Source organism: Streptomyces nodosus (genome assembly GCF_008704995.1).
In the GTDB taxonomy this organism is placed as follows: domain Bacteria; phylum Actinomycetota; class Actinomycetes; order Streptomycetales; family Streptomycetaceae; genus Streptomyces; species Streptomyces nodosus.
Genome location: NZ_CP023747.1, coordinates 161,755 through 188,318, shown reverse-complemented (window position 1 = coordinate 188,318; position 26,564 = coordinate 161,755). Strand labels below are relative to the sequence as shown.

General features: G+C 68.6%; 28 protein-coding genes and 1 pseudogene. 10 read left to right on the top strand and 19 right to left on the bottom strand.

The window, feature by feature from the left end; all coding sequences use genetic code 11:
• Positions 1 to 20: 20 nt before the first annotated feature.
• Positions 21 to 839 (bottom strand): ABC transporter permease, encoded by an 819-nt coding sequence (locus CP978_RS00915; protein WP_052453895.1) that lies wholly within the window; start codon positions 837 to 839, stop codon positions 21 to 23.
• Positions 836 to 1,756, bottom strand: coding sequence for an ABC transporter permease (locus CP978_RS00910; protein WP_227745270.1), 921 nt, complete (start codon positions 1,754 to 1,756; stop codon positions 836 to 838). The genes CP978_RS00915 and CP978_RS00910 overlap by 4 nt, the downstream gene beginning before the upstream one ends.
• 234 nt (positions 1,757 to 1,990) lie before the next feature.
• Here CP978_RS00910 and CP978_RS00905 point away from each other — a divergent pair, with 234 nt between their 5' ends.
• A complete protein-coding gene (locus tag CP978_RS00905) occupies positions 1,991 to 2,476 on the top strand; it encodes an Lrp/AsnC family transcriptional regulator (RefSeq protein WP_043436761.1) in 486 nt (161 codons plus the stop codon).
• Between the two features lie 16 nt (positions 2,477 to 2,492).
• On the opposite strand, the gene CP978_RS00900 is transcribed toward CP978_RS00905, so the two are convergent.
• Positions 2,493 to 2,963: an Lrp/AsnC family transcriptional regulator gene (locus CP978_RS00900; protein WP_043436758.1), complete on the bottom strand. Its 471-nt coding sequence runs from the start codon at positions 2,961 to 2,963 to the stop codon at positions 2,493 to 2,495.
• A 417-nt stretch (positions 2,964 to 3,380) separates the two neighbouring features.
• Between CP978_RS00900 and CP978_RS00895 the strand changes: the two genes are divergently transcribed.
• Positions 3,381 to 4,436, top strand: coding sequence for a PP2C family protein-serine/threonine phosphatase (locus CP978_RS00895; RefSeq protein WP_227745269.1), 1,056 nt, complete (start codon positions 3,381 to 3,383; stop codon positions 4,434 to 4,436).
• A gap of 463 nt (positions 4,437 to 4,899) precedes the next feature.
• On the opposite strand, the gene CP978_RS00890 is transcribed toward CP978_RS00895, so the two are convergent.
• From CP978_RS00890 to CP978_RS00855, 8 genes are all read right to left on the bottom strand, one after another.
• Positions 4,900 to 5,502 carry a cysteine hydrolase family protein gene (locus tag CP978_RS00890; protein ID WP_227745268.1) on the bottom strand — a complete coding sequence of 201 codons (603 nt, stop codon included), beginning with the start codon at positions 5,500 to 5,502 and terminating at the stop codon, positions 4,900 to 4,902.
• A gap of 55 nt (positions 5,503 to 5,557) precedes the next feature.
• On the bottom strand, positions 5,558 to 6,997 hold the full coding sequence (locus tag CP978_RS00885; protein ID WP_043436752.1) for a purine-cytosine permease family protein: 1,440 nt from the start codon (positions 6,995 to 6,997) through the stop codon (positions 5,558 to 5,560).
• Positions 6,998 to 7,434: 437 nt separating this feature from the next.
• A complete protein-coding gene (locus CP978_RS00880; RefSeq protein ID WP_043436750.1) occupies positions 7,435 to 8,478 on the bottom strand; it encodes an LLM class flavin-dependent oxidoreductase in 1,044 nt (347 codons plus the stop codon).
• Complete coding sequence (locus CP978_RS00875) at positions 8,475 to 8,759, bottom strand: tautomerase family protein (protein WP_052453894.1); 285 nt, start codon at positions 8,757 to 8,759, stop codon at positions 8,475 to 8,477. Before CP978_RS00875 ends, CP978_RS00880 begins: the two co-directional genes overlap by 4 nt.
• A 1-nt stretch (position 8,760) precedes the next feature.
• Positions 8,761 to 10,248 carry an aldehyde dehydrogenase gene (locus CP978_RS00870; RefSeq protein WP_043436748.1) on the bottom strand — a complete coding sequence of 496 codons (1,488 nt, stop codon included), beginning with the start codon at positions 10,246 to 10,248 and terminating at the stop codon, positions 8,761 to 8,763.
• Positions 10,241 to 10,972: an alpha/beta fold hydrolase gene (locus CP978_RS00865; RefSeq protein ID WP_043436746.1), complete on the bottom strand. Its 732-nt coding sequence runs from the start codon at positions 10,970 to 10,972 to the stop codon at positions 10,241 to 10,243. The genes CP978_RS00870 and CP978_RS00865 overlap by 8 nt, the downstream gene beginning before the upstream one ends.
• A 6-nt stretch (positions 10,973 to 10,978) precedes the next feature.
• Entirely contained in the window at positions 10,979 to 11,512 is a 534-nt protein-coding gene (locus tag CP978_RS00860; protein WP_249044193.1) for an amino acid synthesis family protein, read from the bottom strand.
• Positions 11,513 to 11,526: 14 nt separating this feature from the next.
• A complete protein-coding gene (locus CP978_RS00855) occupies positions 11,527 to 12,336 on the bottom strand; it encodes an amino acid synthesis family protein (RefSeq protein ID WP_227745267.1) in 810 nt (269 codons plus the stop codon).
• A gap of 282 nt (positions 12,337 to 12,618) precedes the next feature.
• Between CP978_RS00855 and CP978_RS00850 the strand changes: the two genes are divergently transcribed.
• From CP978_RS00850 to CP978_RS00830, 4 genes are all read left to right on the top strand, one after another.
• Positions 12,619 to 13,044 (top strand): ester cyclase, encoded by a 426-nt coding sequence (locus CP978_RS00850; protein ID WP_043436739.1) that lies wholly within the window; start codon positions 12,619 to 12,621, stop codon positions 13,042 to 13,044.
• Positions 13,045 to 13,070: 26 nt separating this feature from the next.
• Positions 13,071 to 13,574, top strand: coding sequence for a flavin reductase family protein (locus tag CP978_RS00845; protein ID WP_107070327.1), 504 nt, complete (start codon positions 13,071 to 13,073; stop codon positions 13,572 to 13,574).
• On the top strand, positions 13,571 to 14,314 hold the full coding sequence (locus tag CP978_RS00840; RefSeq protein ID WP_227745266.1) for a GntR family transcriptional regulator: 744 nt from the start codon (positions 13,571 to 13,573) through the stop codon (positions 14,312 to 14,314). Before CP978_RS00845 ends, CP978_RS00840 begins: the two co-directional genes overlap by 4 nt.
• An 859-nt stretch (positions 14,315 to 15,173) precedes the next feature.
• A complete protein-coding gene (locus CP978_RS00830) occupies positions 15,174 to 15,944 on the top strand; it encodes a glucose 1-dehydrogenase (protein WP_043436734.1) in 771 nt (256 codons plus the stop codon).
• Between the two features lie 277 nt (positions 15,945 to 16,221).
• Here CP978_RS00830 and CP978_RS00825 read toward each other — a convergent pair whose 3' ends face one another.
• Positions 16,222 to 17,052, bottom strand: a complete 831-nt coding sequence (locus CP978_RS00825; protein ID WP_043447821.1) for an AraC family transcriptional regulator — start codon at positions 17,050 to 17,052, stop codon at positions 16,222 to 16,224.
• On the opposite strand from CP978_RS00825, the gene CP978_RS00820 reads away from it, so the two are divergent.
• Entirely contained in the window at positions 17,051 to 18,004 is a 954-nt protein-coding gene (locus CP978_RS00820) for an NmrA family NAD(P)-binding protein (protein ID WP_227745265.1), read from the top strand. The genes CP978_RS00825 and CP978_RS00820 overlap by 2 nt on opposite strands.
• Positions 18,001 to 18,363 (top strand): nuclear transport factor 2 family protein, encoded by a 363-nt coding sequence (locus CP978_RS34720; RefSeq protein ID WP_052453893.1) that lies wholly within the window; start codon positions 18,001 to 18,003, stop codon positions 18,361 to 18,363. The genes CP978_RS00820 and CP978_RS34720 overlap by 4 nt, the downstream gene beginning before the upstream one ends.
• Here CP978_RS34720 and CP978_RS00815 read toward each other — a convergent pair.
• The 3 genes and pseudogenes from CP978_RS00815 to CP978_RS00805 form a co-directional block, all read right to left on the bottom strand.
• Positions 18,293 to 18,637, bottom strand: a pseudogene (locus CP978_RS00815) (helix-turn-helix domain-containing protein); the annotation flags it as partial. The gene CP978_RS34720 and the pseudogene CP978_RS00815 overlap by 71 nt on opposite strands.
• Positions 18,638 to 18,708: 71 nt before the next feature.
• Positions 18,709 to 19,689, bottom strand: a complete 981-nt coding sequence (locus tag CP978_RS00810; protein WP_043436729.1) for an alpha/beta hydrolase — start codon at positions 19,687 to 19,689, stop codon at positions 18,709 to 18,711.
• 81 nt (positions 19,690 to 19,770) lie between these two features.
• Positions 19,771 to 20,088: a putative quinol monooxygenase gene (locus tag CP978_RS00805; protein ID WP_043436727.1), complete on the bottom strand. Its 318-nt coding sequence runs from the start codon at positions 20,086 to 20,088 to the stop codon at positions 19,771 to 19,773.
• 143 nt (positions 20,089 to 20,231) lie between these two features.
• On the opposite strand from CP978_RS00805, the gene CP978_RS00800 reads away from it, so the two are divergent.
• On the top strand, positions 20,232 to 21,137 hold the full coding sequence (locus CP978_RS00800; RefSeq protein ID WP_043436725.1) for an AraC family transcriptional regulator: 906 nt from the start codon (positions 20,232 to 20,234) through the stop codon (positions 21,135 to 21,137).
• A gap of 323 nt (positions 21,138 to 21,460) precedes the next feature.
• Complete coding sequence (locus CP978_RS00795; protein WP_043436723.1) at positions 21,461 to 22,210, top strand: SDR family oxidoreductase; 750 nt, start codon at positions 21,461 to 21,463, stop codon at positions 22,208 to 22,210.
• A gap of 389 nt (positions 22,211 to 22,599) precedes the next feature.
• Here CP978_RS00795 and CP978_RS34715 read toward each other — a convergent pair whose 3' ends face one another.
• The 4 genes from CP978_RS34715 to CP978_RS00775 all read right to left on the bottom strand — a co-directional run bounded on the left by CP978_RS34715 (position 22,600) and on the right by CP978_RS00775 (position 26,501).
• Positions 22,600 to 23,043: a hypothetical protein gene (locus CP978_RS34715; RefSeq protein ID WP_158508300.1), complete on the bottom strand. Its 444-nt coding sequence runs from the start codon at positions 23,041 to 23,043 to the stop codon at positions 22,600 to 22,602.
• 21 nt (positions 23,044 to 23,064) lie between these two features.
• Complete coding sequence (locus CP978_RS00785) at positions 23,065 to 24,759, bottom strand: S1 RNA-binding domain-containing protein (RefSeq protein WP_227745264.1); 1,695 nt, start codon at positions 24,757 to 24,759, stop codon at positions 23,065 to 23,067.
• Position 24,760: 1 nt separating this feature from the next.
• Positions 24,761 to 25,216, bottom strand: a complete 456-nt coding sequence (locus CP978_RS00780; protein ID WP_249044199.1) for a recombinase family protein — start codon at positions 25,214 to 25,216, stop codon at positions 24,761 to 24,763.
• A 247-nt stretch (positions 25,217 to 25,463) separates the two neighbouring features.
• The gene (locus tag CP978_RS00775) at positions 25,464 to 26,501 is read right to left on the bottom strand and encodes a helix-turn-helix domain-containing protein (RefSeq protein WP_043447811.1); all 1,038 of its coding nucleotides are present in this window, start codon (positions 26,499 to 26,501) and stop codon (positions 25,464 to 25,466) included.
• Positions 26,502 to 26,564: the final 63 nt, after the last annotated feature.

Below are 26,564 nucleotides of genomic sequence, written 5' to 3'. Positions count from 1 at the left end.
AGACGGGGCCGAGCCGACGGTCAGCCCGAGTCGTCGCCGACCAGGACCCGGCGCATCTGCCGCAGCCCGGCGCCCAGGATGATCACGAAGGTGAACAGCACCAGCAGGGTGCCCAGAGCATTGATCTCGGGGGTCAGCCCGGTCTTGAGGAGCGAGTACACGCGCAACGGGAGGGTGGTGGTGCCGACCCCGCTGGTGAAGGTGGACATCACGATGTTGCCGAAGGAGATGGTGAAGCACAGCAGCCAGGAGGCGAGCAGCGCCTGCTTGAGCAGCGGCACGGTCACCAGCCTGAACCGCTGCCAGACCCCGCAGCCCAGGTCGGCGGCGGCCTCGTCCAGCGCGGGGTCGAGCGCCCGGTGCGCGCCGAGCACGATCAGCGCCGCGTACGGCAGCGTCACCACCAGATGGCCCAGGACCAGCGTCCCCAGGCCCAGGGTCGCCTTCAGCATGCCGAACACCGACAGCAGAGCCACGCCGAGCACGATCTCCGGGATCACCAGAGGCAGGAACAGCCCGCCGGAGAACAGGGCCCGGCCGCGCGGACCCAGCCGTGCCATGCCCATCGCGGCGAAGAGCCCGCCGAAGGTGGCCAGCGTGGCCGAGATCACCCCGGCCTCGGCGCTCACCCGCAGCGCGGACAGCAGATCGGTGTCCTGGGCGAGCGTCCCGTACCAGCGGGTGCTGAACCCCGCCCACTTGTAGGTGACGTCGGAGTCGTTGAACGACAGGACCACGACGGCCACGATCGGGACGTAGAGGAAGACGATGACGCCCCGGGCCAGCCAGGCGGTGACCGCGTCGGGCAGACGCCCGGGTATCCGGGTGCGGCCGCTCATGATGCCTTCCTCCTCAGCCGACTCGCCGCAGTGCCCAGCACTGCCGCCGACACGATCATCAGGACGAGCAGGGCGACCGAGGCCGCCGCGCCCATCGGCTGATTGCGGAACTCGGTGTACAGCGTGACGATCAGGTTTCCGACCAGCTGGTTCTTGCCACCGCCGAGCAGCACCGGGATCACGAACACACCGAGCGTCGGGACGAAGGTGAGCAGCGCGGCGGCCAGCAGCCCCGGCCGCACCAGTGGCAGCAGCACCCGGATGTGCACCCGCCACCAGCCGCAGCCCAGGTCCCGGGCCGCCTCCCCGAGCGAAGGGTCCACTCCGCGCAGCGTCGCGTAGATCGGGAAGATCGCGGTCGGCAGGAACGCGTAGACCAGGCCCACGAAGGACGCTCCCTGGCTCGGGATCCACTGCACCTGCCCGTCGGTGAGCCCCACCGCGTCGGTGAGCGCGTTGACCGGGCCGCCCGGGCTGAGCAGGTTGATCCAGGCGAACGTCCGCACCAGGAAGTCGGTCCAGAACGGCACGATGAGCAGGAGCAGGAGCAGGCCCTGTCGCTGCGGCGGACGGCCGGCCAGGTAGTACGAGACCACGTAGCCGAGCAGCAGACAGACGGCCGTGTTGAGCGCCGCCATGCCGAGGCTGTAGCCGAAGACCTTCAGATAGACGGGGTCGAGCAGCTCGTGATAGTTGGAGAAGGTGAAGCCACCCCGGATGCCGCCGTAGGGGTCCGGCCGTGCGAAGCTGTTGCGCACGACGAGGACCAGCGGCACGAGCACCAACGCCACGACGGTCAGTCCTGCGGGGGCCAGCAGGGCCACGGTGACCGCGTGGTGCCGTATCCGGTCGGTGCGCGCGGCGGGCGACACCGTGCCGGTCGGCGGTGGCGCGGCAGCGACGGTCACTGCGGCCACCGGCCGACGGACGATGACGGTGCATGCATGTGCTGGGCCTCCCCGGATCGGTCTGCGCACGTCCGGAAGATCGTCCGTTCGTGCCGTGGTCCTTAGCTTCCGCCGCGGACGGGCCCCTGACCAGGGCTGTTGAAATCGAATCCAGTGGAAACCGAGGCCGGATTCCACTCATCTCGCAACAGGCGCAAAAAGACGCGAGGTGAAGATGCGGAGAGAAGGAAGAGAGGTGCCGGTGTGATCGACGACCTGGACCGGCAGATCATCGACCAGCTGCGGGTCGACGGACGCAAGTCCTTCGGCGAGGTCGGACGCTCCATCGGACTGTCCGAGGCCTCGGTGCGCTCCCGCTTCCAGCGGCTCAAGCGGCGCGGCGCGATTCAGGTCGTGGGCATGACGGACGCCGTACGCGTGGGCGAGATGGAGGTTCACCTCGCCGTGCGGGTGCAGCACATCCCGGTGGTTCTGGTGGCCCGGGAGCTGTCCCGGATGCCCGAGGTGCGCTACGTCGCCTCCTGTGTCGGCCCCTACGACCTGATCCTCGACGTCCGCTGCCGGGACCTGGAACACCTGTCGGAGCTGCTCACCGAGCGGGTCCGCCGGGTCAACGGCGTGGCCCATGCCGAGGCGTTCACCGTGCTCGACGTGGTCAAAGACAGCTATCTGTGGGCAGGGTTCCGGGACGTGCCGGCCGGGCCGGAGCAGCGGATCCTGCCCCCGTGATCAAGGTCCGGAACACTCAGCCGTCCGCGACGGCCTGTCCGACCGAGCTGTTGAGGCCGTTCCACGAGTAGTCCTTGAACAGCTCCAGAAGCAGCAGCACCTGCACCCGGGAAACCCCGGGCAGCATACGGATCTCGTCCAGCAACTGCACCAGCTGCGCCTGATCGCGGCAGGTGCCCTCCAGGAAGATGTCTTGGCTGCCCGCGACCAGCGCCACATGGTTGATCATCGGCATGTCGGCCAGGCTCTTGGCGACCGCGCGGGGCGTGAGATCCCGCACCCTGATCATCAGCCGCACCGACTGGTGGCCCAGAGTGAGGGGGTTGCACAGCGCGACGATGCGCAGCGCACCGCTCACCTGCAACCGCGACACCCGCTGTCGTACGGTCGCCTCCGACACGGCCAGTTGACGGGCCAGCGTGGTGTACGGAGTGCGCCCGTCCCGGGCGAGGGCGCTCATGATGGCGCGGTCCAGATCGTCGATCAATGGGAACCTCCTCCTCGCCGACCGTACGCGACGGGCGGATATCACCACAATCGGCCTTCGGGCCGGGGTACCGCGGCCCGGCTCGGCCGATCCAGCCGCGAAGCCCATGTCGTCCGCGTCGGACCGGGCGACGGCCCGGCAGGGATGACGTCGAGCGCGGCATCGGGCCTCGGCCCACGGTCCGCATGGTGGTGGCCGGCTGCCGGCTCGACGTGCGCCGCCCGTACCGCGCGACGGTGGTCGCCGACCACAGCCGTCGGCGCCGGGTGCGCAGGTCCTGTCGCTGTGACGCGAGGCACGTCGGAGACTGGGACTCGATGACGATCCGCCCAGGAGCACAGGGACAGCACGTTGATGACAGGCGACCGCACATCTCTGGTCCGCTGGAGTCGATGGCCTCGTCTCCTGCCTGTCGCGGTGCTCCTCGTCGCCATCGTCATCGCCGTACTCACCCCGCCGAGCTTCAGTGTGTTTCCGCTGCTGGCGGCCGTTCCCGTGCTGGCAGCCCCCGTGTACTCACTGTCGGGCACGATCGCCGCCGGCGTGGTGACCGAAGCGGTCGGGATGGCCCTGGCGTACACGGAGGAGAACGTCACCGCCACCGAACACCTCGTCCGGTCCTCGAGCGTCGTGGTCCTGACCGTGCTGGCCGCGATCCTCAACCGGGTGATGGCCAAAGACCGGAAGCAGTTGAAGGACGCCCGCGAGGTGGCTGAGGCCGTCCAGCGGGCGGTGCTCCCCGCCCCGCCCGCCCGGGTCGGTCCGCTGGCCGTGGCCTCCCGGTACCGGGCCGCCGCCGAGGAGGCGGCCATCGGTGGTGACCTCTACGCCGTCCATGCCACACCCGGCAGTGTGCGGATGATGATCGCCGATGTGCGAGGGAAGGGACTGGGCGCGGTCCGAACCGTCAACAGGCTGCTCGGCGCCTTCTACGAGGCCGCGGCTCACATCCCCGATCTGACGGGCGTGGTCGACCGTCTGGAGGAGCTCATGCAGTGGGCGGGTGCCGAGGAGGAGTACGGCCCTGAGTCCTTCGCCACCGCCGTCCTCATCGACGTCCCCGACGACGGCTCCGCCATATACGTGATCAATCTGGGACATCCGGCGCCGCTCCTGGTTCACCGGGGCCGCGCGAGCCCGCTGGAGCCGTCCGCCCCGTCGCTGCCCCTGGGTCTGGGCGACCTGGGCCGCACCCGGGTACCGGTCGATCGGTACACCCTGCCGCACGACGCGACCCTGGTGCTGTTCACCGACGGCCTGGTGGAGGCACGCGACCGCCACGGCGCCTTCTACGATCCCGTGCCGGTCCTGTCCCGTCCCCTCTCGACGGACCCCGGTGCGATCCTGGACGCTCTCCTCGCCGATCTGACCCGGCACACCGAAGGACGCCTGGACGACGATGCCGCCCTGATGGCCGTCACCCGCCTGCCGGACGCGTCCGGCGGCACGGGTACGAGCACAAGCGCTCCTTGACGTCGGCCTCCGCGGCGTCTCCGCGTCAGAAGCCGCGCCGGCGGGCCGTCGGCGCAGGCTCTGGGTGATGCCGGAGAACAGGCGGGGTTCGCTCCTCCGGAGTCGGTGGTGATCAGCAGCCGGATTGCGTCGGGGTGGCCTGCCGCCCTGGTGGGCTCACCAGCCTGCCGGGGCGAAGCCGCTGTCGTCATCGGGGTGTTGGGCATCGGGATCCCGCCGGCCGTCGCCCCGATCACCATGGACATGAAAGTGGAGGCATGGAGAAAGACCTCCGATTTCGTAAGGGAACTGGGGTCACCACGGACGATTGGACCAACAAGTACCTCCGGTGACGGGCACGGCGAAAGGCGGCTGGCCGCGAGTCCCCGCTCGGCGCCCTCGGCGAGCACCTCATCCCAGGCCGAGCAAGCTCGAAGGTTCATCACCGCGATCGCGTCGCTCGGCGACGTCCGTGAAAGCCCTCTCACCCGAGTTCCCCGGCCATGCGGACCTCGACCATGGGGGAGAGGAGCCCGAGTACATGCAGGGTTTCCTCGTGGTAGTCGTCGCCGACGCCCGCACAGGCGTCGGCGACAACGGTGACTTCCCGACCGGCGTCCGCTGCGGCCAGCACGGTGGCCAGGACGCAGCAATCCGTGGCAACTCCACACATCACCAGCGGGGCACCGTCGGTGATACGGTCCAGCTCGCCTCCCCACTTACCGAAGGTGGGGAGCGAAACCACGGGGGTGCTGTCGGGGACGGGGAACGTCACGTCCCACAGTGGATCGTCGGCGGGAGCTCGCATGGTGGGCCACCGAGCGTAGTAGCGGGCCCACTGGCCAGGTTCGGCTGGGTCGGGCACGAAGCGGGTGACGACGACCCGCCCCTCGAAGCCGTCGCACAGCCGCTTGACGACGGGCTCGATCTCCGAGTAGCGCGGCACCGCCCAGGCACTGCCTGGGTCGGCGAAGGCCACCTGCATGTCGATGACGACCAGCCAGGGCGCGCCGGCCTCGCGGCCTCCTGACTCAGGCGCGCTATCACGCAGTATGTGCTCGTGTCCGGCATCGGTGGCCATGGCCATGTACCGCCTCCTCAAGTCTCTGTTCAGGTGCCGGGATCCCGCGATGTGCAGCGCGTCACCGATGGTGCGAAGCCACCGCCCTGGAGCGATCGGGTTCGCCTGAAGAGTGGCGTGTTTCGCCCGCGTCCCTCATCCAGAGCGGTTTGAGCCGGTAGGTCAGCAAGTACAGGACCGCGCCTGCTCCGGTTGCGACGAACATGCTGAGGTCGCCGGCGCCCGGATGGGCCACCGAGAACGGTCCGGTGTAGAAGTCGGACTGCCAGAACGGCACGGAGGCCGCGACCCCGCCCGCCCACGCGACGAAGCCCCAGTCCAGTACGCGTGAGCGATCGTAGAGTTCGGGGATGCGGCTCGGGTCGGAGCGGCCGCCCAGGTAGTAGTCGAGCAGCAGCACGGCGACGAACGGGGCGATGAAGTACGCGGTGAGGTTGAGGAAGACCTTGAACTTGGCCTCGGTGCCGGACTCGCCCCACAGGCTGAGGGCGTATGCCAGGACGCAGATGCCGATGACGGCCTGGGCGCGGGTGACGGGCACCTTCAGGGTCTGGATGGAGATGGCGCCGCCGTAGACGTTGAGGAAGTTCTGTGCCAGTGCCGAGAGGCCGACCGCGAGCAGGGCGGGAAGAGCGAAGGGGCCGGCGAGCTGGTGCAGGGCGGTGATCGAGTCGGAACTGGTCGCGCTGCCGCCGACGACCACGCCCAGGATGCCGAGCCAGCAGATGGTGACGAAATTGCCGAGGCCGGTGTACCAGGCGGTGCGCGTGACGACTTCGGGGGTGTCCGGCAGGTAGCGGGAGTAGTCCGAGGCGAAGGGCGCCCAGGCCACCAGGAAGGACAGGAACCAGGCGCCGAAGGTGACCAGGCCGCCGGTGGAGCCGATGTACCCCTGTGCATGGGGGTTGGCGTGGAAGACGCTTCCGCCGCGCACGGCGGCTACCACGGTGATCAGCGCGAACAGGGGCGTCAGGACGTACGTCAGCGCCTTCTGCAGGAAGTTGATCATGTTGTAGCCGAAGACCGCGACGACCATCTCGACCAGTGTCAGCACCCCTGCGCACAGCCAGAACGGCAGGTGGGTCAGTCCCGCGAACGCCTTGCCGCCGAGGATGACGGTCACGGACGCCCAGCCGATGCCGGCGAAGACGTTGATGTAGGCGACAGGCAGGAAGTTGCCGAAGAAGCCGAGCGGTCCGCGGGCCTGGATCTGCTGCGGCACACCGAGCCGTACGCCCATCCGGGACATCACGGCCATGAGCAGGGAGCCCAGGGCCGCTCCGATGACGATGGCGGTGACAGCGGCCGGGAAGCTCAGTCCGAACCAGGCCGCACTGAAACCGAGCATGATGATGGGAAAGTTCAAGCCGGCGGCGAACCAGACGAAGAACTGCGAACTGGGCTTGCCATGCCGCTCGCTGTCGGGGATGTGGTCGACCCCGAAGGGTTCGACTTTTGCTATCGCGCTGCCGTACACCGGCGCCGAGGCGTCGTGGGTCATGGCGTGCTCCTGGAGACCGAGGAAGGAGGCTGCTTCAGTGGGTGGTGGGGGGCGACTGCGGGGCTCTCACCATGTCGGGGGCGTGAGATGCCGGATGAAACCGATGCTGCAGACCAGCGGGAGGGGTGGCGGCTGGTGACGACCCAGCCGGTGAGCGGGGCTGGAACGCCTGGAGCCGCTCACGATCTTCATCTTGAGCCGGGTGCACGACCCGTTCGTCAGGTGTGCGCGGAAGTGGCCTTGTTCAGGCCGGAGGGCGAACTCGTTGGCCATGTGGAAACGGGGCCTCGCCACCTTTGTGACCGAGGTCGCCCGCATCCAGGAGGCGGGCCGGGGCAAGGTCGAACGAGCTGCAGTGCACTCTCTGGTGAACTGAGAGCGTGCGCCTCATTGTTGGACGGCCTTCCTGGGCCGCGGCTCCGACACGGGGTATCGACTTACCGGAACGCCGGGACGACTTCCTTGATGAACAGCTCCAACGACTGGCGCTTCTCCGCGTGCGGCAGGCTGGTGTCGATCCAGAAGCTGTACTCGTCGACGCCGAGTTCCTCGTAGGTGCGCAGCCGTTCGATGATTTCGACAGGGGTGCCGATCATCGCTGTCTTGTGCAACGACTCCGGTTGGAACTCGGGGCGGTCTTCGAACTTCGACTCCGGGCTGGGGGCGAGGAACCCGTTCTGCGGGGTGGTCTTGTTGCCGAACCAGGCGTCGAAGGTCCGGTAGAACCGGCCGATTGCCTCCGCGGCCGGCCTCCACCCGTCGGGCTCGTCGGGGGAGTGGACGTGGGTGTGCCGCAGCACCATCAGCTCGGGACGCGGCACCTCGGGGTGGTTGGCCACCGCGGTGTCGAACTTCCGCTTGAGATCGACGACTTCCTCGTCTCCCTTCATCAGCGGGGTGACCATGACGTTACAGCCCTGAGCGACGGCGAAGTCGTGGGAATCGGGGTCGCGGGCGGCGATCCACATGGGTGGGGTGGGCTGCTGTACCGGCTTGGGCACGCTGGTCGACGTCGGGAACTGCCAGATCTCGCCGTCGTGGGCGTAGTCCCCCTGCCAGAGCGCCCGGACGGCGGGCACAAGCTCACGCAGGTGCTTCCCGCCGTCGCGAGCCGACAGCCCGCCCGCCAGCCGGTCGAACTCGAACTGGTAGGCGCCCCTGGCGAGCCCCACCTCCATCCGGCCGTTACTGATGACGTCGAGCAGCGCGCATTCACCGGCGGCTCGGATCGGGTTCCAGAAGGGCGCGATGATGGTCCCGGCGCCGAGGCGGACGGTCGAGGTCTTCGCGGCCAGGTGGGCGAGCAGCGGCATCGGGCTGGGAGAGATGGTGTACTCCATCGCGTGGTGCTCGCCGATCCACACGGTGCCGAACCCGCCGGCTTCGGCCATCAGGGCCAGCTCGGTGAGATTCTCGAAGAGCTGGCGGTGGCTGACCTCCTCGTCCCAGCGCTCCATGTGCACGAACAACGAAAACCTCATGACTGCTCCTCGTCTGCTCGGGTGACCAGGTGTCGGGTGTTGTCCTGGTCGCTGCGCTCATCGGTGGTCGCGCCGGACTGTCCCGTGCCGGCGGCGTCCATCTCGGTGAGGGTGACGTCGCCGGTGGCCCAGTGCGAGCGGGGAACCTCGGAGACGACGACACGGATGTATTCGGGCCGGGTGTTCGTGGTGCGGAGGACCGCGGCGTGCACTTCGTGCAGCAAGTCCCGGATCTGGGCCGGGGTGCGGCCTTCGGCGAGGGTGATGGCAACCTGTGGCATGTCAGCTCCGCATGATGAACGGGTCGGTCACGGGCTCCTCGCTCGTGTTGATCCACACGCTCTTGAGCCGGGTGTACTCCTTGATGGATTCGGTGCCGTGCTCGACGCCGACGCCGCTGGTCTTGAAGCCCTGCCGGGGGGACATGGGGGACATGGCCCGGTAGGTGTTGACCCAGACGGTCCCGGCGTCGAGGCGTGCCGCCATGCGGTGCGCCCGGGCGAGGTTCGTCGTCCAGACGCCGGCTGCGAGTCCGTAGTCGGTGTCGTTGGCCAGGCGTACGACCTCGTCCTCGGTGTCGAACGGCATGACGGCCAGGACGGGGCCGAAGATTTCCTCACGTACGACGCGCATGCTGTTGTCGACGTCCACGAGGATGGTGGGCTCGTAGAAGTAGCCGCCGAGTCCGCCGTCGGTGGAGTGTCCACCGGTCAGCACCCGGGCGCCTTCGCTGCGTCCGAGATCGACATATCCGGCCACCTTGTCGCGCTGGTCGGCGAAGGCCAGCGGGCCGAGTTCGGTCTGCTCGTCCAGGGGGTCGCCGATACGGATGGTCTTGGCGCGTTCGGCGACGCGCTCGAGCAGCTCGTCGTAGACCGACCGGTGGGCGAAGACGCGGCTGCCTGCGATACAGGTCTGTCCGGCGGCGGCGAAGATGCCGGCGACGACTCCCATCGCTGCGTTCGGGATGTTCGCATCCTCGAACACGATGTTGGGGGATTTACCACCGAGTTCGAGTGTGGAGCCGATGAACCGGCTCGCGGTCGCCACGGCGATGCGGGCGCCGGTGCGGGTGCTGCCGGTGAAGGAGATCTTCGCCAGGTCGTGGTGGTCGACCAGGGCCTGTCCGGCTTCGGCCCCGAATCCGGTGACGACGTTCACCGCCCCTGGCGGGAACCCTGCCTCCAGCGCCAGCTCGGCGAGCTTGAGGACGCTGGCCGAGGTGTGTTCGGAGGGCTTGATCACGACGGTGTTGCCGGCGCAGAGCGCAGGGGCCAGCTTGCTGCTGGTCAGCGTCAGCGGGGAGTTCCAGGGCGTGATGGCTCCGACGACTCCCAGCGGTTCCCGGGCCGTGTAGTTCAGCACCTGGCGGTCGGAGGTGGGGATGACGTCGCCGTGGATCTTGTCGGCGAGTCCTGCGTAGTAGTGGTAGTACTCCGGCAAGGTGGCCAGCTGCCCCCGCATCTCACGCAGCAGCTTGCCGTTGTCCTGCGTCTCCATGCGGGCGAGGTCTTCGGCGTTCTCGGCGATCAGGTCACCGAGGCGGCGCAGCAGGTGGCCCCGCCGCGTCTGGCTGAGGTCGCGCCAGCGCGGGTCCTCAAAGGTCTTCTTCGCAGAGACGACCGCTCGCTCGATGTCGGCGGCGCCTCCACGCGCTGCCCGATAGAGGACCTCGCGCGTGGCAGGGTTGGTGCTCTGGAAGTACTCGCCCGACGCGGGCTCCATCCGCGCGCCCCCGATGAAGTGCTGCAGTGTGGGGAGGTCAGACATGGGAGCACTCTCCAAGGAAGGTGGTGAGGGAGTCGACGAGCGCCTGGGGACGCTCCACGGGCAGCATGTGACGCGCCCGGGGGACGACCACTGCACGGCAGTTTGGAAGTGCCGCGGCGAGCCGATGGGTCATCTCGGGGGTGGAGCCAGGATCGCTCTCTCCCGTCACCGCCAGTGCTCGTACGGCGATGGCGCCAAGGTCCGGCCCGAGTTCGGCATCCGCCGTGGCGAACACGCGATAACAGTTGAGGAACGAGCCGAGGTCATTGGCCAGCAGGGTGGCCTTGGTGCGGGTTACCCAGACCGGATCGACGTCCGTGCCGGCGTACCACCGCTGAAGGGATGCGGCCGTGCTTGTCATGAAGTCGGCCTCCGCGGTGCGCAGCCGGTCGAGGACCAGGGCCCGTTCCTCGGCCGTGCGCTCGCACACCGAGCTGACCGAGGTCAACGTGGCCACCAACTCGGGGCGGTGCAGCGCCACGTGCTGGGCGACCAGCGCACCCAGTGAGAACCCGACCAGGTGTGAGTCGGCCGGGATCTCACCGACCACCCCGTCGGCGAGGTCTGCGAGTGTCACCTCGGCGCTCACCGGTGGGCGAATGCCGTGGCCGGGCAGGTCGGGGGTGATCACGGTGAAGCGGCCGGCGAGGAGCGCGGCGGTGGGCTCCCACATGGAGTGGTCGAGGCCGACGCCGTGCAGCAGGACCACGGTCGGCTTGCTCATGGGCACCTACTGTTCGGTCGAGAGCGGCGCCAGACGCTGCTGGGGGCGTCCCTGAGCGGCGGCGGCAAGCGCGATGACGATCTCGTTCGGGTGCGGAGCGTCGCTGATCCGGACCTCGACGGTCTGGTGGTGCGAACGGATGGTGGCGTCGGTGATGTGCTTCAACGGGATGTCGAAGGCCACGCCCGCGGGCCCACGCTTCTCGACCGCCGGCAGCAAGGTGGTGGCATTGGCTGCCTTGCGGAAGTGGTCGCCGAACCTGAGGGTGTGGATCAGCGCCGAGCCATGCTCGATCTCGCCGTCCAGGCCGACGATGGCGGCCTTGCCGTATGCCTCGGCGGGGGCATCGAGGGCATCGAGGACCGCCGGAGCCAGCAGCGCGCCGAGGTCGGAGGCGTGCGCGTCGATGCCCGGGCTGAGGTCCTCGACGAAGCCCTGACCGGCCCAGGGATTCTCAATCACCGCTGCGACGACGGCAACGCGGGCAGAGCGGTTGACCTCCCGGCCGCCCTCGGTGCGGATCTCTTCGACGACGGTCACGATCTTACGGACGCTCATGAGGGAACAACCTCCAGAGTTTCGGTGGTGACAACGGGGTCGGTCATGCGGTCCCCGATACGGGGGTGCGGTCGTGGCCCCGTCGACGCGGCTGCGATGACGACGATCTCGTCCGCACGCGGCGCGTCGGGTACGCGGGCGCTGATGGTCTGGTAGTGACTGCGCGTTGCGGCATGTGTCTTGTGCCAGAGGGGGACGATCAGCGTCTCTCCGGCCTCGGCACGCGTGTCGGCGAAACAGATGATGGACTCGCCCTGGAGGAACTCTCGCACCAGGTTCCCGAAGTACGGGGTGTGGATGAGTGCCCCGGCGTGCTCGATCTCGCCCGCCGTACCGACGATGGCAGCCTTGCCGAACGCTTCGATCTCGTCCGCACCGCCCACGGAAGTGATGAGCCGGTCGGTCAGCAGCTGCGCGAGTACCGGAGCGATGCGAGCCTGCTCCATCGACAGATCAGCCGAAGGGCCGGAGCCCACCCATGGATTCCGTATGACCGCAGCGACGCTGGCTCGCTGCACGGGCCGCACGACTGCCTCGCCCGCCTCGGTGAAGACGACCTCACGGTAGAGCACGAGCTTGCGGAGACCGATGCTCTCGTCAGATTGTTCCAAGCTCTCTTGCATGGCACAGGACCATAAGCACCCACTCTCAGGCCGGTCAAGGGTCTCGGTCAAACGGTCTTCGCGTGCCTTCCAGATCCTTACGCCGGCAGTCATGAGACCGCATCTGAACTGCCTGTTTTGGCGACTGGTGGGGTTGCGCGGCGATCCGATGCCTCCGGCCTCTTGACGCTCCATCTGGAACATGCCTTACTGCTTCTTGTATGCCAATGCCGCCTGGCGTCAGCCCGGTGGGCGCAGGGGGCTTCGTGTCCGTTCGCCTTTGAACGGGTGCGGAAAAGGCGCCCGCGTAGCCATCGGGAAGCAGAGAAGAACCACCAGGAACGGCACTACCGCAGGCCGCGGCCGAGGGGACAAGCACGGTTCCGCTTCCTCCGCCCGCTCGGCATCTCCAGCAGCGCGCGGGCGCCCCGCCTCTGCCGGCGGGCCGACCGCACCCCGAAGGTCATCACAGTGAAAGGAGAAGAGATGACGCACGGTGACGCCCGGCGAGATCTCATCGAGAAGGTATGGGCCGAGGCCTGGGGGCAGGGCGACGTCGATGCCCTCGACGCGTTGCTGAGCCGGGCTTACCTGCGCCACGGGACGGACCCGCACCCGCAGAACCTGGACGCCTTCAAGGCGGCCATCCTCTCCACCCGAGCGGCTTTCCCGGACCTGACCACCACCATCGACGACATCGTGGTCGAAGGCGACAGGGCCGCGGTCCGCTGGCACAGCAGCGGAACCCACGTGAACTCGTTCCTCGGTGTACCGCCCACCAAGCGGCGCGTCGAAGTCAGCGGTGCCACGTTCGCCCGCTTCGAGTCGGACCGGGTCGTCGAGGAGCACGTGACGTGGGACCCCCGGTCGCTGCTCTCGGCGCTAGGCATCATCAGCGTGGGACAGGACTGACGATCAAGATGACAAGGAGCCCTTCCATGGCCGCGCTCGCCTCGACTCCCGACATCGACGTGATGAAGCGGGTCAACCGGCAGTTCGTCACCGGTGTCACGGTTGTGACCGCGATGGATGAAGAGACCCCCAAAGGGCTGGCCGTCAACGCGTTCTCGAGCATCTCGCTCGACCCGCCCACCGTCATGGTGTGCGTCCAGCGCACCTCGCACACCCATGACTGTCTGTACCGGGCGGACCACCTTGCGATCAACATCCTGTCCACCGACCAACTCGACGTCGTCGGCACGTTCGCAAGCAAAGCCGCTGACAAGTTCAAGGAACTCGACTGGGAGAGCGGACCGTTCGGCAGCCCGCTGATCGCTCGGAGCAGCGTGCAGATGGAGGTGCAGATCCGTGAGCGGCTCCAGGCCAGCACCCACACCATTTTCATCTGCCGAGTAGTCCACGCTGCGGTCGCCGAACGGCATCCTATGGTCTACAGCGCGGGCAAGTTCTTCGACGGCGGCGCCCTCACGTCTCTGGGATGATCCAGCGGGCGGCACGGGAGATGGAGGAGTACTCGGTGAATCGCGCGAAGAGCGAACCGAAGAACGGATCGATGCAGGCCACGGTGATCGCCGAAATGCGCAGGCGTATCATCAAGGGCGACATCGAACCCGGAGCTCCGCTCTCGGAGCTCGCCCTCGCGGACGAGTTCGGCGTGAGTCGTACGCCTGTGCGCGAAGCCCTCAAACAGTTGCAGACCGAAGGGCTGGTCGAGATCCGGCCCCGCGTCGGGACGTTCGTCACCATCCCCTCCCGCCGTGAGATCACGGAACTCTTCGAGATGAAGGAACTCCTCGAGGGCGCGGCCGCCCGCCTCCTCGCCCAGCGCGGCCGTGTCCCGGAGATCGACTCGCTCGAACGGAACCTGCGCGAGGCCGATGAAGCGGTGGAGCGGGACGACCGAGAGCGGTACGCAGAGTTGGTCCATGAGTTCCACGACCTGCTCGTAGCCGGCGCCGACAACACCAAGTTGCAGGCCCACTACCGGATGTTGATGAATCAGTTGGCGTACTCCCGGCTGGTGAACACCTCGCTGAGCCAGCCGGGCCGCGCCACCCAGTCCGACCGCGAGCACCACGTCGTCCTGGAGCTGATCCTGGCGAAGGACGGCGACAGCGCCGAGCATGTGATGCGTGAGCATGTCAGGGCCAGTCGGCGCGCTCTGCTGGCGGGCCTGCCCATCGGTGACCGGCACGAGAGATTCGGCGCGACGAACTCCTGACCTTGGGCCTGTCCAACCTCTTCATCGCATCCCCACTGATCGAGCCAGAGCGGGGGTGGGCGCGGTGCCGGTCCCTTCGCGCGTCCTCGGGCCGCGGGGGATGGCCGCTTCCCGGTCCTGGAGCCTTCCGCCGACTCCGCGTACGCCACGCCGGGCCGCGGCTGCCGACTCCAAGCGCGCGGGCATCGCCACGCAAGGCGGCTGGGCGGACAAGCCTCGGCGATGCATGGGAGCAGCGGGGAGCCCGGCTGCTCCGGGTCGGCCCCGCCGGAGCCGAGTCGACGGGGCAGGGTGCCGGCGCAGCGCTCGGCACCCCGCCGCTCGCCCGAACGTGGCCGCGGAAAAACCGAGTTGGGCCGGCCTGCAATGTTTCCGGCGCCGGCAGGGGTACTCCCGTGCCGGCGCAGCTTGTGCGCGCATGCAAGGATCTGGCAGCCGGAGGGTTCGGCCCGGTCACGGCCCTGATGCTGGACGGAACTGGTCCGCCAATTCGCAAGTCTGCCGCCGGGCGCCACCGCCGCCTCGGTTGTCGCGGTCGCCGAGCGGGTCAAGACGCTGCGCGTCGCCACGCTCGACCGGCGCCACTTCACTGTGGTGCGTACTCAGCGCGGGGAGACGTTCACGCTCTACCCGGCGTGGCTGTCACCTCCTGGCCCGACCTGGTCTGGGGTGACTTGACCGAAAGCCCCAACCCTGTTGACACGGACCGAGCTTGGTGACACAGGACTGTCAGTGGCGGGGTTACCTTCGTGGATACGCGCCCCCGGCCGGCGGCGCGTCCGGTTCGATGACCGGAATCTCTCTCTTCCAGAGGGGTGTGCAAGGTACCCCTCATCCCCGACAAGGAGGGGAAAGGCACATGGTGGATTCATTACTGGCGGGCAAGAGCGCGCTCATCACCGGCGCGGCGCAGGGCATCGGCGCCGCGATCGCGCAGTTGTTCGCCGCGCAGGGGGCGAAGGTCGTCGTCGCCGACATCAACGAGGACGGCGGGAAGGAGACGGCCGCCACCATCACCAAGGGCGGCGGGAAGGCACAGTTCGTTCGGGCCGATGTCACCTCGGCGGCCGACCTTGAGGCGGCGGTCCGGGCGACCGTTGCCGCGTACGGCAGGCTGGACGTCGCGATCAACAATGCGGGCATCGAGGAACAGGGCGGCGCGCCGCTGCACGAGCTCACCGAAGAGACCTGGGACAGGCTGGTTTCGGTGAACCTCAAGGGCGTCTGGCTGTCCATGAAGGCCGAGATCACCCAGATGCTGGCCCAGGGCGGGGGCACGATCGTGAACATGGCCTCCATCGCCGGGATGGTCGGCCTGCCGCTGGGCATCGCCGACTACTCGGCGGCGAAGGGGGGCGTGGTCGCGCTGACGCGCACGGCGGCCATCGAGTACGTCAAGCAGAGCATCCGCATCAACGCCGTGTGCCCGGGTGTCGTCCGCACCGCCCTGCTCGACCAGGCGATCAAGGCCGGCATGTTCACCGAAGCGGAGGCGGCCACGCTGCACCCGACCGGTGTGCTGATCAACCCCGAGGACATCGCCCACACGTTCCTCTACCTGGCCTCCGACGTGTCGAAGCACGTCACCGGGCACGCCCTGCCGGTCGACGCGGGCATGGCGGCTGGCTGACGCCTGACCCGGCGCTAGAAATGGACCCTCATGTGGGCCCATTCTGCAGTACGGGGGCCAGTCGTCAATTGGCGACTGGCAGGGGAGTCCTGCTACTTCCTGCCTCGGGCGTTCCCTCCTCCGCCGTACGGGCCCGCCCTCCGCCTCGCGGACCTTGTCTCGGACCTCGTCCAGTTCGTCCCGCAGCTCGGTGTCCAGCCGTCCCGGAGCTGGGCGGCGCTCTTCTCGACGGCGGCCACCCGGACCTCGGCGTCCCGCGTGTCGCGTATGAAGTGCCTCACGAGCCGGGGTGTGTGGTGGTGAGCGGTGGTGTGTCTGCTGCTGTTCGTTCCTGCTGGCGCCAGGTTCCTGGCGGCTGTCCGTGGTGGCGGCGGAAGGCGGCCGCGAACGCGAAGGGTGAGCCGTAGCCGACGGCGTCGGCGATCTGGGCGAGGGTGCGATCGTCGGTTCGCAGGTGGTCGCGGGCGAGGGTCATGCGCCATTCGGTCAGGTACTGCATGGGGGCTTGGCCGAGTGCCTCCCTGAACAGCCGTGCGAATGCGGCGCGGGACAGTCCGCTGATCGCGGCGAGTTCGGGGACCGTCCATGGGTGGGCGGCGTTTTCGTGGATGGCGTGCAGCGCGGCGCCGAATCGGGGGTCCGCGGAGGCCCGGTACCAGCACGGTGCGGTACTGCTGCGGCGGAAGTCCCTGCGGATGGCGAGCACGAGCAGCAGGTCCAGGAGGCGGTCCAGCACGATCTGCTGGGCGGGTTCGGTCTGGACCAGCTCGCGAGACAGCAGGGTGATCACCTCCCGCAGGGGATCGTCGCCGGGGCCCGCCTGGGTGTGGCGTGCCCGAAACTCCTCCGGTTCCAGGCAGTCGGCCCCCGGCTCGTGCCCGATGTAGTGGTTCGGCCCGCCGCGTACCAGCGCAACGGTTCCCGGTGTGAGCTCCACCGGCCGGCCGGGGGTGTCCAGCCAGAGGTAGGCACGTCCGCATACGACGGTGTGCACGGCGAGTTGGATGGAGCCGCCCAGCCGAAGTCCCCACGGTGGTTCGGCGACCGTCCGCGCGAACACCGCGCCGGTGGCGCGCGCCCGCACCAGATGATCAGACAGCAAGTCCATGAAGATCATGGTTGGTCAGGTGAGCGCCAGGGCGAGAGCCTTGCGTAAAAAATCGAGTGATGCACACATGGATCGTCTCGACTCTGGCTTCGATCATGGAGCCATGAACAAGGAAGCACCTACCGCACTCGTCCTGGGCGGCACCGGCCGGACCGGCTCGCTGCTGGCCGGCGCACTCGCTCGCCGAGGAATCACCCCGCGTACCGCCTCGCGCCGCGGAGCCGACGTCCGGTTCGACTGGGACGACCCGGCCACACACCCAGACGCCCTGGCCGGAGTCGACCGCCTCTACCTTGTGACACCGGTCATGCGCATCAGGTACGCAAGCCAGGTCGCCGCCTTCTTTGACCTCGCCGAGACGGCCGGCGTGCGCCACGTCACCTTCCTGAGCACCTATAACGCCGACCAGGCGCCGCGGGAGATCGACATCGCGGCCGTCGAGGCCGACCTCGCCTCCCGACGCGCCATGACGTATTCCGTTCTGCGCCCCGCGTGGGTGATGCAGAACTTCGCCGACGACCACCTCCCGGTCATCGACTCGTTGATCACAGCCCCGAGCAACGGCGGCAGGGAGGCATTCGTCGATGCGCAGGACATCGCGGCGGTCGCGGCCGAGACGCTGATGCATCCCAAGACCCACGCTGGGGCCACCTACTCGCTCGCCGGCCCGCAGGCCCTCACCTTCCGGGATACAGCGGACACCATCGCATCGGTGAGCGGCCGCCCCGTCTTCTACAACGACATCGACCAGGAAGCGTGGATCAGCGGCGCGCTCGCGGCAGGCGTGCCCGCCGACTACGCGGTGATGCTGCGCTGGCTCACCGACGCCATCATCACCGGCGACGGCGCCACGCCCACCGGCGACATCGAAAAGGTCACCGGTCGCCCGGCCACCACTTTCCGCGAGTTCGCCGAGCGCAACGCCCGCGCCTGGGCGCTGGAGGCGTCATGAGCAAGACCGTTGGCGACAACGCTTCCTTCGGGGCGAACAGCCCGTTCTTCCGCATCGTCAAGGAGGGCCTGGACGGGCTGGTCGACGGGGAGGACTACTTCGATCTCCTTGCCGAGGACGTCGTCTTCGAGTACGTGATCTCCGTGCCGGGGTACCCGGGGCGGGTCGAGGGGCGGCGGCAGATCATCGACCTCTACAGCGGCTACGGCGACTACATGAAGCTGCGCAGCGCGGACAATCTCCGCGTCCACCGCGACCCCAGGACTGCCGTGGTGGTCCTGGAGTACGCCCCGGACGCTCGGGGACCGCGCATCCTTGCTCGGCCAGGAGCCTGCGTACCTCTCCGATCGCGCAGGTGACGGTGGAGCGGTCGACACCGAACAGCAGTCCCAGCACCGAGCGCGGCAGGTCATGCCGCAGGTGGATCAGTGTGGCCACCAGCCGGTCGACGAAGACAAGTTGATGGCGGGCGCCCGCACCCTCGGCCCGCTTCCTGGTCCCACCACGTGCCGCATGGCGGCGGCCTTCGACGCCGACCCGCCACGGTACAGCCAACTCCTCGATCAGACGGGCCAGATGACGCCGCGAGATTCCCGTGAACGGCCGGTGCGCGAGAATCGCCCGATTGACCATGATCGCCACGCCGGGATCATGCCACCCACCAACAAACACCCAACCCCAACCCGCTATCACGCACCAACTTGTCAGAGGGCTTCTCGAGACCGTGTGTGGGGCTGGAGGGTGCGGGCGAGCCAGTCGGTGCGGGTCCGGCGTGCTGTGGCCGAGATCTTCGCCTGCGGGTAGAGCGCGTCGAACCCGTGGAAGCCGCCCGCCCAGACATGGAGTTCGGCTTGGCCGCCGGCCGCCCAGATACGGGTGGCGTAGTCGGTGTCCTCGTCGCGGAAGACCTCGGCGGAGCCGGTGTCGATGTAGGTGGTCGGCAGGCCGGAGAGGTCGTCTGCGACGGCGGGCGAGACGTAGGCGGACACCTCGTCGTCGGTGAGGTCGCCAAGCACGGCGTGCCATGCGAACGCGTTCATCTCGCGGGTCCACACGCACGGCTCGCCGGAGTACTGGCGGCTGGAAGTGGTGGTGTTGCGGTGGTCGAGCATCGGGCAGACGAGCATCTGTGCGGCGATCGCCGGGGTGCCGAGGTCGCGGGCCAGCAGGGTGACTCCGGCGGCGAGGCCGCCGCCCGCGCTGGCGCCGGCGACGACGATCCGGGTGGGGTCGATGCCGAGTTCGACGGCGTGTTCGGCGATCCAGAGCAGCCCCTGGTAGCAGTCGTCGACCAGGGCGGTGCCGGTGGCCTCGGGCGCGAGCCGGTAGTCGACGGTGACCACGACGGCGCCGAACTCTTCGAGCCATTCCAGCGGGATGTCGATCTGCGAGAAGCGGTCGCCCATGAGCATCCCGCCGCCGTGCATCCAGTAGATGCAGGGGGCGCCATCGGTGCGGTCGGGGTGCGCGGGGGTGAAAACCGACAGGGGGAGGGGGGTGCCGTCCTGGGCGGGCACGGTGACCTCGCGTCGGTCGACGTGCCGGTCGGCGAGGAAGGTGTCGACGGGCGTCGAGGGGATCTGGCGCAGGTGCACAAGGACTTCCGCGCTGAGCTGGGACATGAGGGCCATGCCGGCAAGCAGCTCGCGCAGTTCGGGGTCGAGGGCGGGTCGTGTCAGGGTCATTTTCGCTGTCCTTCGGCGAGGCGGCGCCGTCACGGCGCATGGCCGCAGCGGCAGGATGCCGGGGGTGGGGGTGTGCTGTGGTCAGAGGGCGGCCTTACCGCGGACCGGGACGTGGTCGGTGTACTCGGCGTCCTTGCCCAGCAGCGGATCGATCCTCGTCACGATGGCCTGGGCGGCCTCACTGGCGAAGACGCGGTGGTGGTCCTCCTCGCTGGTCCAGCCCTCGATGACGTGGACGATGTCGGGGTCCGAGGCGGAGCGGGAGACGAGGTAGACCAGGCAGTGTTCGCTCGCGCCGGGGCTGCCCTCGTCCAGGCCGGTCAGCAGCAGGTCGACGAGCTGATCACCCATTCCGGGCCTGGCGGTCAGGGTCGCACTGAAGCCGTACTTTGCCATCATGGTTTCCCTCATCCGGTTTGCTGGAGTGACGTTGACCCATTCAAGCCCTCTGACCTGTGCAGATGCTAGAATAATGCTCGCTTGTGCTTGCACGATCCTCGCCGACACGGGAGTCACCGTGCGGATGGTGGTGCAATGGACGCATGAGCCTCGACGAGTTCCGCACCCTGCTGGCCCGGCACGTCCGCCCCGACTGGACCACCGCCATCGACGGCGTCCTCATCTCCAAGGTCGACCGCCCCGATCCGCCGGCGCCTTCCATGTCCGGCACGGTCCTCGCGGTGATCGCCCAGGGAGCCAAACGCCTCGCCCTGGGGGAGAGGGTCTTCGAGTACGGGCCCGGGCAGTACCTGGTCGCATCCGTCGACCTGCCGGTGACCGGGCAGTTCACCCAGGCCGAAGCCGAGGAGCCGGCGCTGGGATTCGGCCTCACGCTGGAACCGTCCGCCGTCGCCGAACTGCTGCTCCAGGCAGGCCCCGGCGACACCCCCCGCGCCGGTGGGGGCACGCCCTCGGGGATCGCCGTCAGTGACGCCCCACCTGCCCTGCTCGACGCGGTGGTCCGGATGCTGCGCCTGCTCGACGAACCCCGCGACCGCGCCGTACTCGCCCCCTTGTTCAAACGCGAGATCCTGTGGCGGCTGATCACCAGCGAGCAGGGAGCGACGGTGCGCCAGCTCGGTCTCGCCGACAGCAGCCTCAGTCATGTCTCCCGTGCCGTGCGCTGGATCCGCGAGCACTATGCGCAGCCCTTCCGGGTCGAGGACGTGGCACGACAGTCCGGCATGAGCGTCTCCGCCTTCTACCGCAACTTCCAGGCGGTGACCGCGATGAGCCCCATCCAGTTCCAGAAGCAGATCCGGCTCCAGGAGGCCCGGCTGCTGCTCGCCACCCACCCGGGCGACATCACCGCAGTCGGCCACCGCGTCGGCTACGACAACCCGTCCCAGTTCAGCCGCGAGTACCGCCGCCAGTTCGGCGCGCCCCCCAGCAGGGACGCCGCCCGCCTGCAATCCACCTTGCGTACTCCCGCGGGCGCCCTGCCCTGAGCCGGACCGGCCCGGATACGGGGGAGGTCCCGAACGCGCACGTGACACGGGCGCGCACGTCGACCGCGCAGGCAGCGGTACGGGTTGGTCCTCCCACCTCGCACTGTGCGGCCCATACCTGTACAAGTCCGTCCGCGCTCCGGCAGGCTTCGGCCCTCGTGCTCTGAACCACATCAGCAACCGAGGAGGATCGTGCAAGAGGAAGCGAGGATACGTCTACTGAATCCGCAGGTCAGGCCGATTCAATGGAATCACCGCGTCTTCCGCAGTGTAGGAAGACGCCGGCTCATCCGCAGATCCCACCATCTCGCAAGGGGCCCAGCATGAAGACGATTCTGATCACCGGCACCTCCTCCGGCTACGGGCAGGAGACCGCCCTCCACTTCCACGCACAGGGTTGGAACGTCATCGCCACGATGCGCACTCCCCGTACGGACATCCTGCCCGAGTCGGACCGGCTCCGCGTGGTGCCGCTCGACGTGACCGAGCCCGAGTCCATCACCGCCGCCCTCGACATCGCCGGGCCCGTCGACGTCCTGGTCAACAACGCGGGCGTCCCCTCGATCGGCGTGTTCGAGGGCACCCCGATGTCCAAGGTGCGGGAGGTCTTCGAGACCAACACGTTCGGCGTGATGGCGACGACGCAGGCGGTGCTGCCCCAGTTCCGCGAGCGCGGCTCCGGTGTGGTGATCAACGTGACATCCAGCGTCGTGCTGGGTCACATGCCGCTCACGGCCGTCTACAAGGCGAGCAAGATGGCCATCGAAGGATTCACCGCGTCCCTCGCGCTCGAACTCGCGCCCTTCGGCGTACAGGCCAAGACGGTCGAACCGGGCGCCTGCCTGACGACGAACTTCGGCGCAAGGGCGTTGAACGGCAACTCGCCGGACGAGCTGGTCCCGGATCCCTACGCACCCTGGGCGAAGGAGATCCTCGACAGCTTCATGGGTCAGGAAATGCTGACCAAGGAGAGCGACGTCGCCGAGACGATCTGGCGAGCCGTGCACGACACGACCGGCCAACTGCGCTTCCCGGCCGGCCCCGACGCCGTCCTGCTCGACCAGGCCAAATGACCCACCGGTTCCGTGCGTGCTTCTACCGCTGGCGTGACCATGGTCTGGTCAAGGAGCTCCACGGCCGACTGCGCGGACAGGTCCGCGAGTGGCACGCAAGCGCCACGCCATCGTCGACGCCCTCGGCCTGCTTTGGCGGTGACGGCCACGAGTTCCACTGCCTCGGGGTGGTCGCTGGAGACCGAGAGGGCGTGGCGGCCGGGCGTGCACAGGCGCGGTTCGGAAGGGCCCGTGCGGCGCCCAGCGGGTCCAGGACCATGTCCACGCCGTTCCGGAGCGGCCCCCACCACCGAGGAAGAACTGCTCACTCTGCGGAACGCCGGACGCGCCACACTCGCCCGCACCGCCCAGGAGGCCTGATGCCGCCCCGCGCCCGCCGCGCCCGCCGCCTAAACGAGCGACAGCCGAACGAGGCAGCACAGCTCGCCGACCGACTCCAGACGGCCGACTTCAACAAACGGGACATCGCACGGATCATCAACTGCGACCCCTCCCTGGTCTCGCAGTTCTACACCAAGGGCAAAGGCGCAGCCTTCGTCCTCGCCCTCCGCGGAGCCCTCGCGGCCGTCGAGACCGGCGGCATCACCGACCTTCCCGAACTCACCGCCATCGCCGCCCGATACATCACCCGACGCACCACAGCCTCCGGTGTCAGCGCCCGCGTCCGCACCAAAGCAGTCCTGATCACCCCCACGGGCACCGGAACGGGCCGCGTCGGCGCCCTGGCCATCACGTCCGGCTCGACCCGCCTGCGACCCCTGATCGCCGAAGCCGCCCGCCGCGGGCTTCGCCTCGCCTTCACCGTCCGCCTCGCCAAGACCGCCTACGTCCACCCCTCCGGCAGCCGCACCGACTCACCCGGCATCCGCCGCGAGGTCATCCAACGCGCCGACCACACTGAAGAACGCTCCTACGGCTCCGCCCAGACAGGGGGATTCGACGCCGCAGACTTCGCCCGCCGAGCGGACGCCACCAGCGGTGACGTCACCGGTGCCGTCACCCAGCGGCTCGTCGAAACGGCCCTGTTCTCGTATAGCTACGGCAAACGGACATGTAGCGCAGGGTGATGCTCGCGGCTGAGCCTGCCTCTGTGACAGGGCAATGCGGCGCCGTACGAGATCGACATCCATGATCTTCACCGTGAGAGCGTCGCCGACTTCGATGACGTCCTGTGGCGATTGATCCAGTTCGTCGGTGTGCACGAGCCCCTCGAAGCCGTCCTCTCGGTCTTCGATGCAGACGAAGACACCGAACGGCACGATCTTGGTGACCGGCCCTGTGACCACCTGGCCGATCCTCTGCGCTATCTGCGGCCATGGGTCTTCCTGCACTGCTCGAAGCGACAGCGGCACTCGCTCCCTGACCATGTCGACGTCGAGGACCTCAGCTGTCACCTCCTGGCCGACGCTGACGACGTCGGACGGGTGGTTGATCGGACGCCAGGACAGCTCCGGAATGTTGATCACCGCGGTGAAGCCGCCGATGTCCACGAAGGTGACGCCGAAACTGGCGATGGACGTCACCGTGCCGGTGACGACCTGGCCGCGCCGCAGGGTCTTCAGGAACGCCCAGTCCCGGTCGCTGGGTGTCGGCTCGGTCTGCCAGCGCGCGCGGAGTACCCCGTCGCTGTCGAGCAGTACAGCGGTGAACAGCGGGAGATCTTCATCGGCGTACATGGATACGACGCCGACAGCACTCGCGCTGGCAAGCTGGGAGGTCACGTCCTCGAACTGGGTCTCGTCCACGACTGTGCTGGTGATCTGCCCGTCTTCCTTCTCCCAGATGATCTCCACTAGCCCTTCGTCGGGCAGGGCGGCCACGGCCGTGTCGACGTCGGTGAGCAGGTCCGGCCAGACGGACAACTGTGCGCGTGGGGTCAGCTGGGAGCGCACGGTCTTGATGTTGTCGCGGCTCAGGCGGTGCCATCGGGAGGCGTTGAGGGCGAAGGTCTCCTCCAGGAACGTGGCGCGGTGGGCGCTGACGGTCCAGCCAAGGCGGGCCCAGAAGTCGGCGTCGGCAGGGCGCTGCACGTATGCGGGGTCGTCGGGGGCGAAGTCGTACGGCGATGCGTCCAGGCGTTGCGTGAACAGGCCGAGTACTCGGGTGCGGGTCAGCGCGGCTTCGCAGGGCCGGCTGCTGCTGAGGTAGAGGTACTGGTCCCAGCCGACGTGCACTGTGAACTCTCCCTCCGCTTCCAGGCGGCACCAGGCGCCGTTGTCGCGGAGCATCGCTCGGACGAGTTCCAAGCCGACACCGATCGGCACCAGTGCCCCGTCGTGGAACCCGGCAGGGCCGGCGGGGAAGAGGCCGGCCAGGCCGTAGCCGTCGACTGGTGGTTCCAGGCCGAAGTGGGCGAAGCCTCCGAGCTGCGGCTCGCGGATGGCCAGCTGGTCGACGCCGCTGTCTTCGGCGAAGGCGGCGACGGCCTGCAGGTAGGCGGTTTCGACCGGCCCGTGGTCGCTGGTCGTGTCCTCAGTGCCGGCGTAGTGGCCGTGCTGGTCGCGGTCGGCGGGGTCGTACTTGGTGACCTGATAGACGTAGGGCAGCACGTCACTGCCCACCGGGAGTCGACGGCGTGGCTGCGTTCTGGTGGCGTTCAAGGACGCGGTAGACCGTGGCGCGGCTGACGGAGAAGAGCTCGGCGAGGTCGGCGATGGTGTGTTCGCCGGATTGGTGCTGCTGGACCAGGTGGCTCTGCTGGCGGGCGGTGAGCTTGGGCTGCTTCCCCTTGAGCTTGCCCTTGGCCCGCGCCACCGCCATGCCTTCACGGGTGTACATGCGCAGGAGATCGGCCTCGAACTCGGCGAAGGTGGCCAGGATGTTGAAGAACATCTTGCCCATCGGGTCGGCGGGGTCGTAGAGCGTGCCGCCGAGCGAGAGCTTGACGCCGCGGGCGGTGAGGGAGTCGCCGATGTCGCGGGCGTCGGGTACCGAGCGCGCAAGGCGGTCGAGCTTGGGGACGACGAGGGTGTCGCCGGCGCGGACCGCCGCGAGGGCCTGGGCCAGGCCGGGCCGGTCGCGGTTCGTTCCGGTCAGACCGTGGTCCGGTAGATCCGGTCCTCCGGGATGTCCAGACCGAGCAGGATCCCGCCCTGGGCGGTGAGGTCCTGCTTGTCCAGACTGCATCTCGCGTAGCCGACGCGTTCGCTCATGCCGGGAGCGTACGGTAAGCCCCCGCTCAGCGTACAGATCACCGGACACCCTAAATGAGACGCCGTCAGCGCAGGTAGCTCTCTCCCGCCAGGCAAGATCATCATTGTTCGTTGAGGGTTCCCCCGGGGCGCGCCACCGCTTCACCGGCAGCGCCCGGCGGAGCCTCCTTCATGTTCCGGCTCACCATCGTCGCCCCCAACAGCGTCAACGTGTGGATGACCGTGTTGCCGTGGCGGTGACTGGTGATGAGGCCCGCGTCGCGCAGGGCTGTGGTGTGGTACGTGGCCGTGGCCGGGGTCACGCCCGCGCGGTGGGCGGCTTCGGTGGTGGTGGCGCCCGCGGCGGTGGCGCGCAGGACCGTGGCCCGGGCCCGGCCCAGGAGGACCTCCAGGGAGGGGGAGCCGGGCGCCGGGCGGGGTGGCTCGTGGTGGACGGAGTAGGCGAGCACGGGAGGCAGGGCGGGATCGGCGAGGGAGACCGGGCCCTTCCAGCAGAAGTAGGACGGGATGAGGAGCAGGCCCCGGCCCTCCAGACGGACGTCCTGGCGCGTCGGGTACGCACCGATCTCCAGTCGGGGATGGTGCCAGCGCACCGCCGGGCCGAGTCCCCCGAGCAGGCCCTCGGTGCCGCCGTCGAGCAGATGCCGCCCCAGGCGTACGCGTTCGGCGTGGACGCTCTCGTGCATCCACTCCTCGTGGGGCTCGATCACCGCGCGGTGGTAGGCCCGCAGCACGCTCACCAGCTCGGCGCGGGCCCCCCGCTCCGGCAGCCGGGCCAGGTGCGGCGGGACGCGTCTGGTCCGTGCCAGGGTGGCCAGTTCCGCCGTCACCCGCTCCGGAGGCGTCGCCAGAATCGCCCCCAGTCCTGCCTCCAGGCCGGACACGCCCTCCAGCGGAGTGAGGAAGTCCGGCCAGTACGACGCGCGGGGAAAGAGGGGGAGCAGGAGCTGCCGTACCGCGCTCTCCAGCCCCGCCTCCCGTAACCGCTCGCGGGCCGTGCGGTACCAGTGCGCGTAGGCCCAGCGGCCGGCCGGGGTCTGGAAGCGGTGGAGGCTGGCGGTGATCTCCCACAGCGGATGCGGGGCGGCGGCAACCCGGGTCCGGGCCAGATCCTCAGCCGAGAAATGGAAGCGAAGCACGCTCAACACCCTCTCCACCGCTGTCATTTCACCCTGTTCGAATGAGCATGACAGCCGACAGCG

Coding starts and splice junctions, on each gene's coding strand:
- CP978_RS00915 (WP_052453895.1), bottom strand. CDS start 839: ATGAGCGGCCGCACCCGGATACCCGGGCGTCTGCCCGACGCGGTCACC.
- CP978_RS00890 (WP_227745268.1), bottom strand. CDS start 5,502: ATGGCCATGGCCACCGATGCCGGACACGAGCACATACTGCGTGATAGC.
- CP978_RS00885 (WP_043436752.1), bottom strand. CDS start 6,997: ATGACCCACGACGCCTCGGCGCCGGTGTACGGCAGCGCGATAGCAAAA.
- CP978_RS00880 (WP_043436750.1), bottom strand. CDS start 8,478: ATGAGGTTTTCGTTGTTCGTGCACATGGAGCGCTGGGACGAGGAGGTC.
- CP978_RS00875 (WP_052453894.1), bottom strand. CDS start 8,759: ATGCCACAGGTTGCCATCACCCTCGCCGAAGGCCGCACCCCGGCCCAG.
- CP978_RS00870 (WP_043436748.1), bottom strand. CDS start 10,248: ATGTCTGACCTCCCCACACTGCAGCACTTCATCGGGGGCGCGCGGATG.
- CP978_RS00865 (WP_043436746.1), bottom strand. CDS start 10,972: ATGAGCAAGCCGACCGTGGTCCTGCTGCACGGCGTCGGCCTCGACCAC.
- CP978_RS00855 (WP_227745267.1), bottom strand. CDS start 12,336: ATGTTCCAGATGGAGCGTCAAGAGGCCGGAGGCATCGGATCGCCGCGC.
- CP978_RS00850 (WP_043436739.1), top strand. CDS start 12,619: ATGACGCACGGTGACGCCCGGCGAGATCTCATCGAGAAGGTATGGGCC.
- CP978_RS00845 (WP_107070327.1), top strand. CDS start 13,071: ATGGCCGCGCTCGCCTCGACTCCCGACATCGACGTGATGAAGCGGGTC.
- CP978_RS00840 (WP_227745266.1), top strand. CDS start 13,571: ATGATCCAGCGGGCGGCACGGGAGATGGAGGAGTACTCGGTGAATCGC.
- CP978_RS00830 (WP_043436734.1), top strand. CDS start 15,174: ATGGTGGATTCATTACTGGCGGGCAAGAGCGCGCTCATCACCGGCGCG.
- CP978_RS00820 (WP_227745265.1), top strand. CDS start 17,051: ATGAAGATCATGGTTGGTCAGGTGAGCGCCAGGGCGAGAGCCTTGCGT.
- CP978_RS00825 (WP_043447821.1), bottom strand. CDS start 17,052: ATGGACTTGCTGTCTGATCATCTGGTGCGGGCGCGCGCCACCGGCGCG.
- CP978_RS34720 (WP_052453893.1), top strand. CDS start 18,001: ATGAGCAAGACCGTTGGCGACAACGCTTCCTTCGGGGCGAACAGCCCG.
- CP978_RS00810 (WP_043436729.1), bottom strand. CDS start 19,689: ATGACCCTGACACGACCCGCCCTCGACCCCGAACTGCGCGAGCTGCTT.
- CP978_RS00805 (WP_043436727.1), bottom strand. CDS start 20,088: ATGATGGCAAAGTACGGCTTCAGTGCGACCCTGACCGCCAGGCCCGGA.
- CP978_RS00800 (WP_043436725.1), top strand. CDS start 20,232: ATGAGCCTCGACGAGTTCCGCACCCTGCTGGCCCGGCACGTCCGCCCC.
- CP978_RS00795 (WP_043436723.1), top strand. CDS start 21,461: ATGAAGACGATTCTGATCACCGGCACCTCCTCCGGCTACGGGCAGGAG.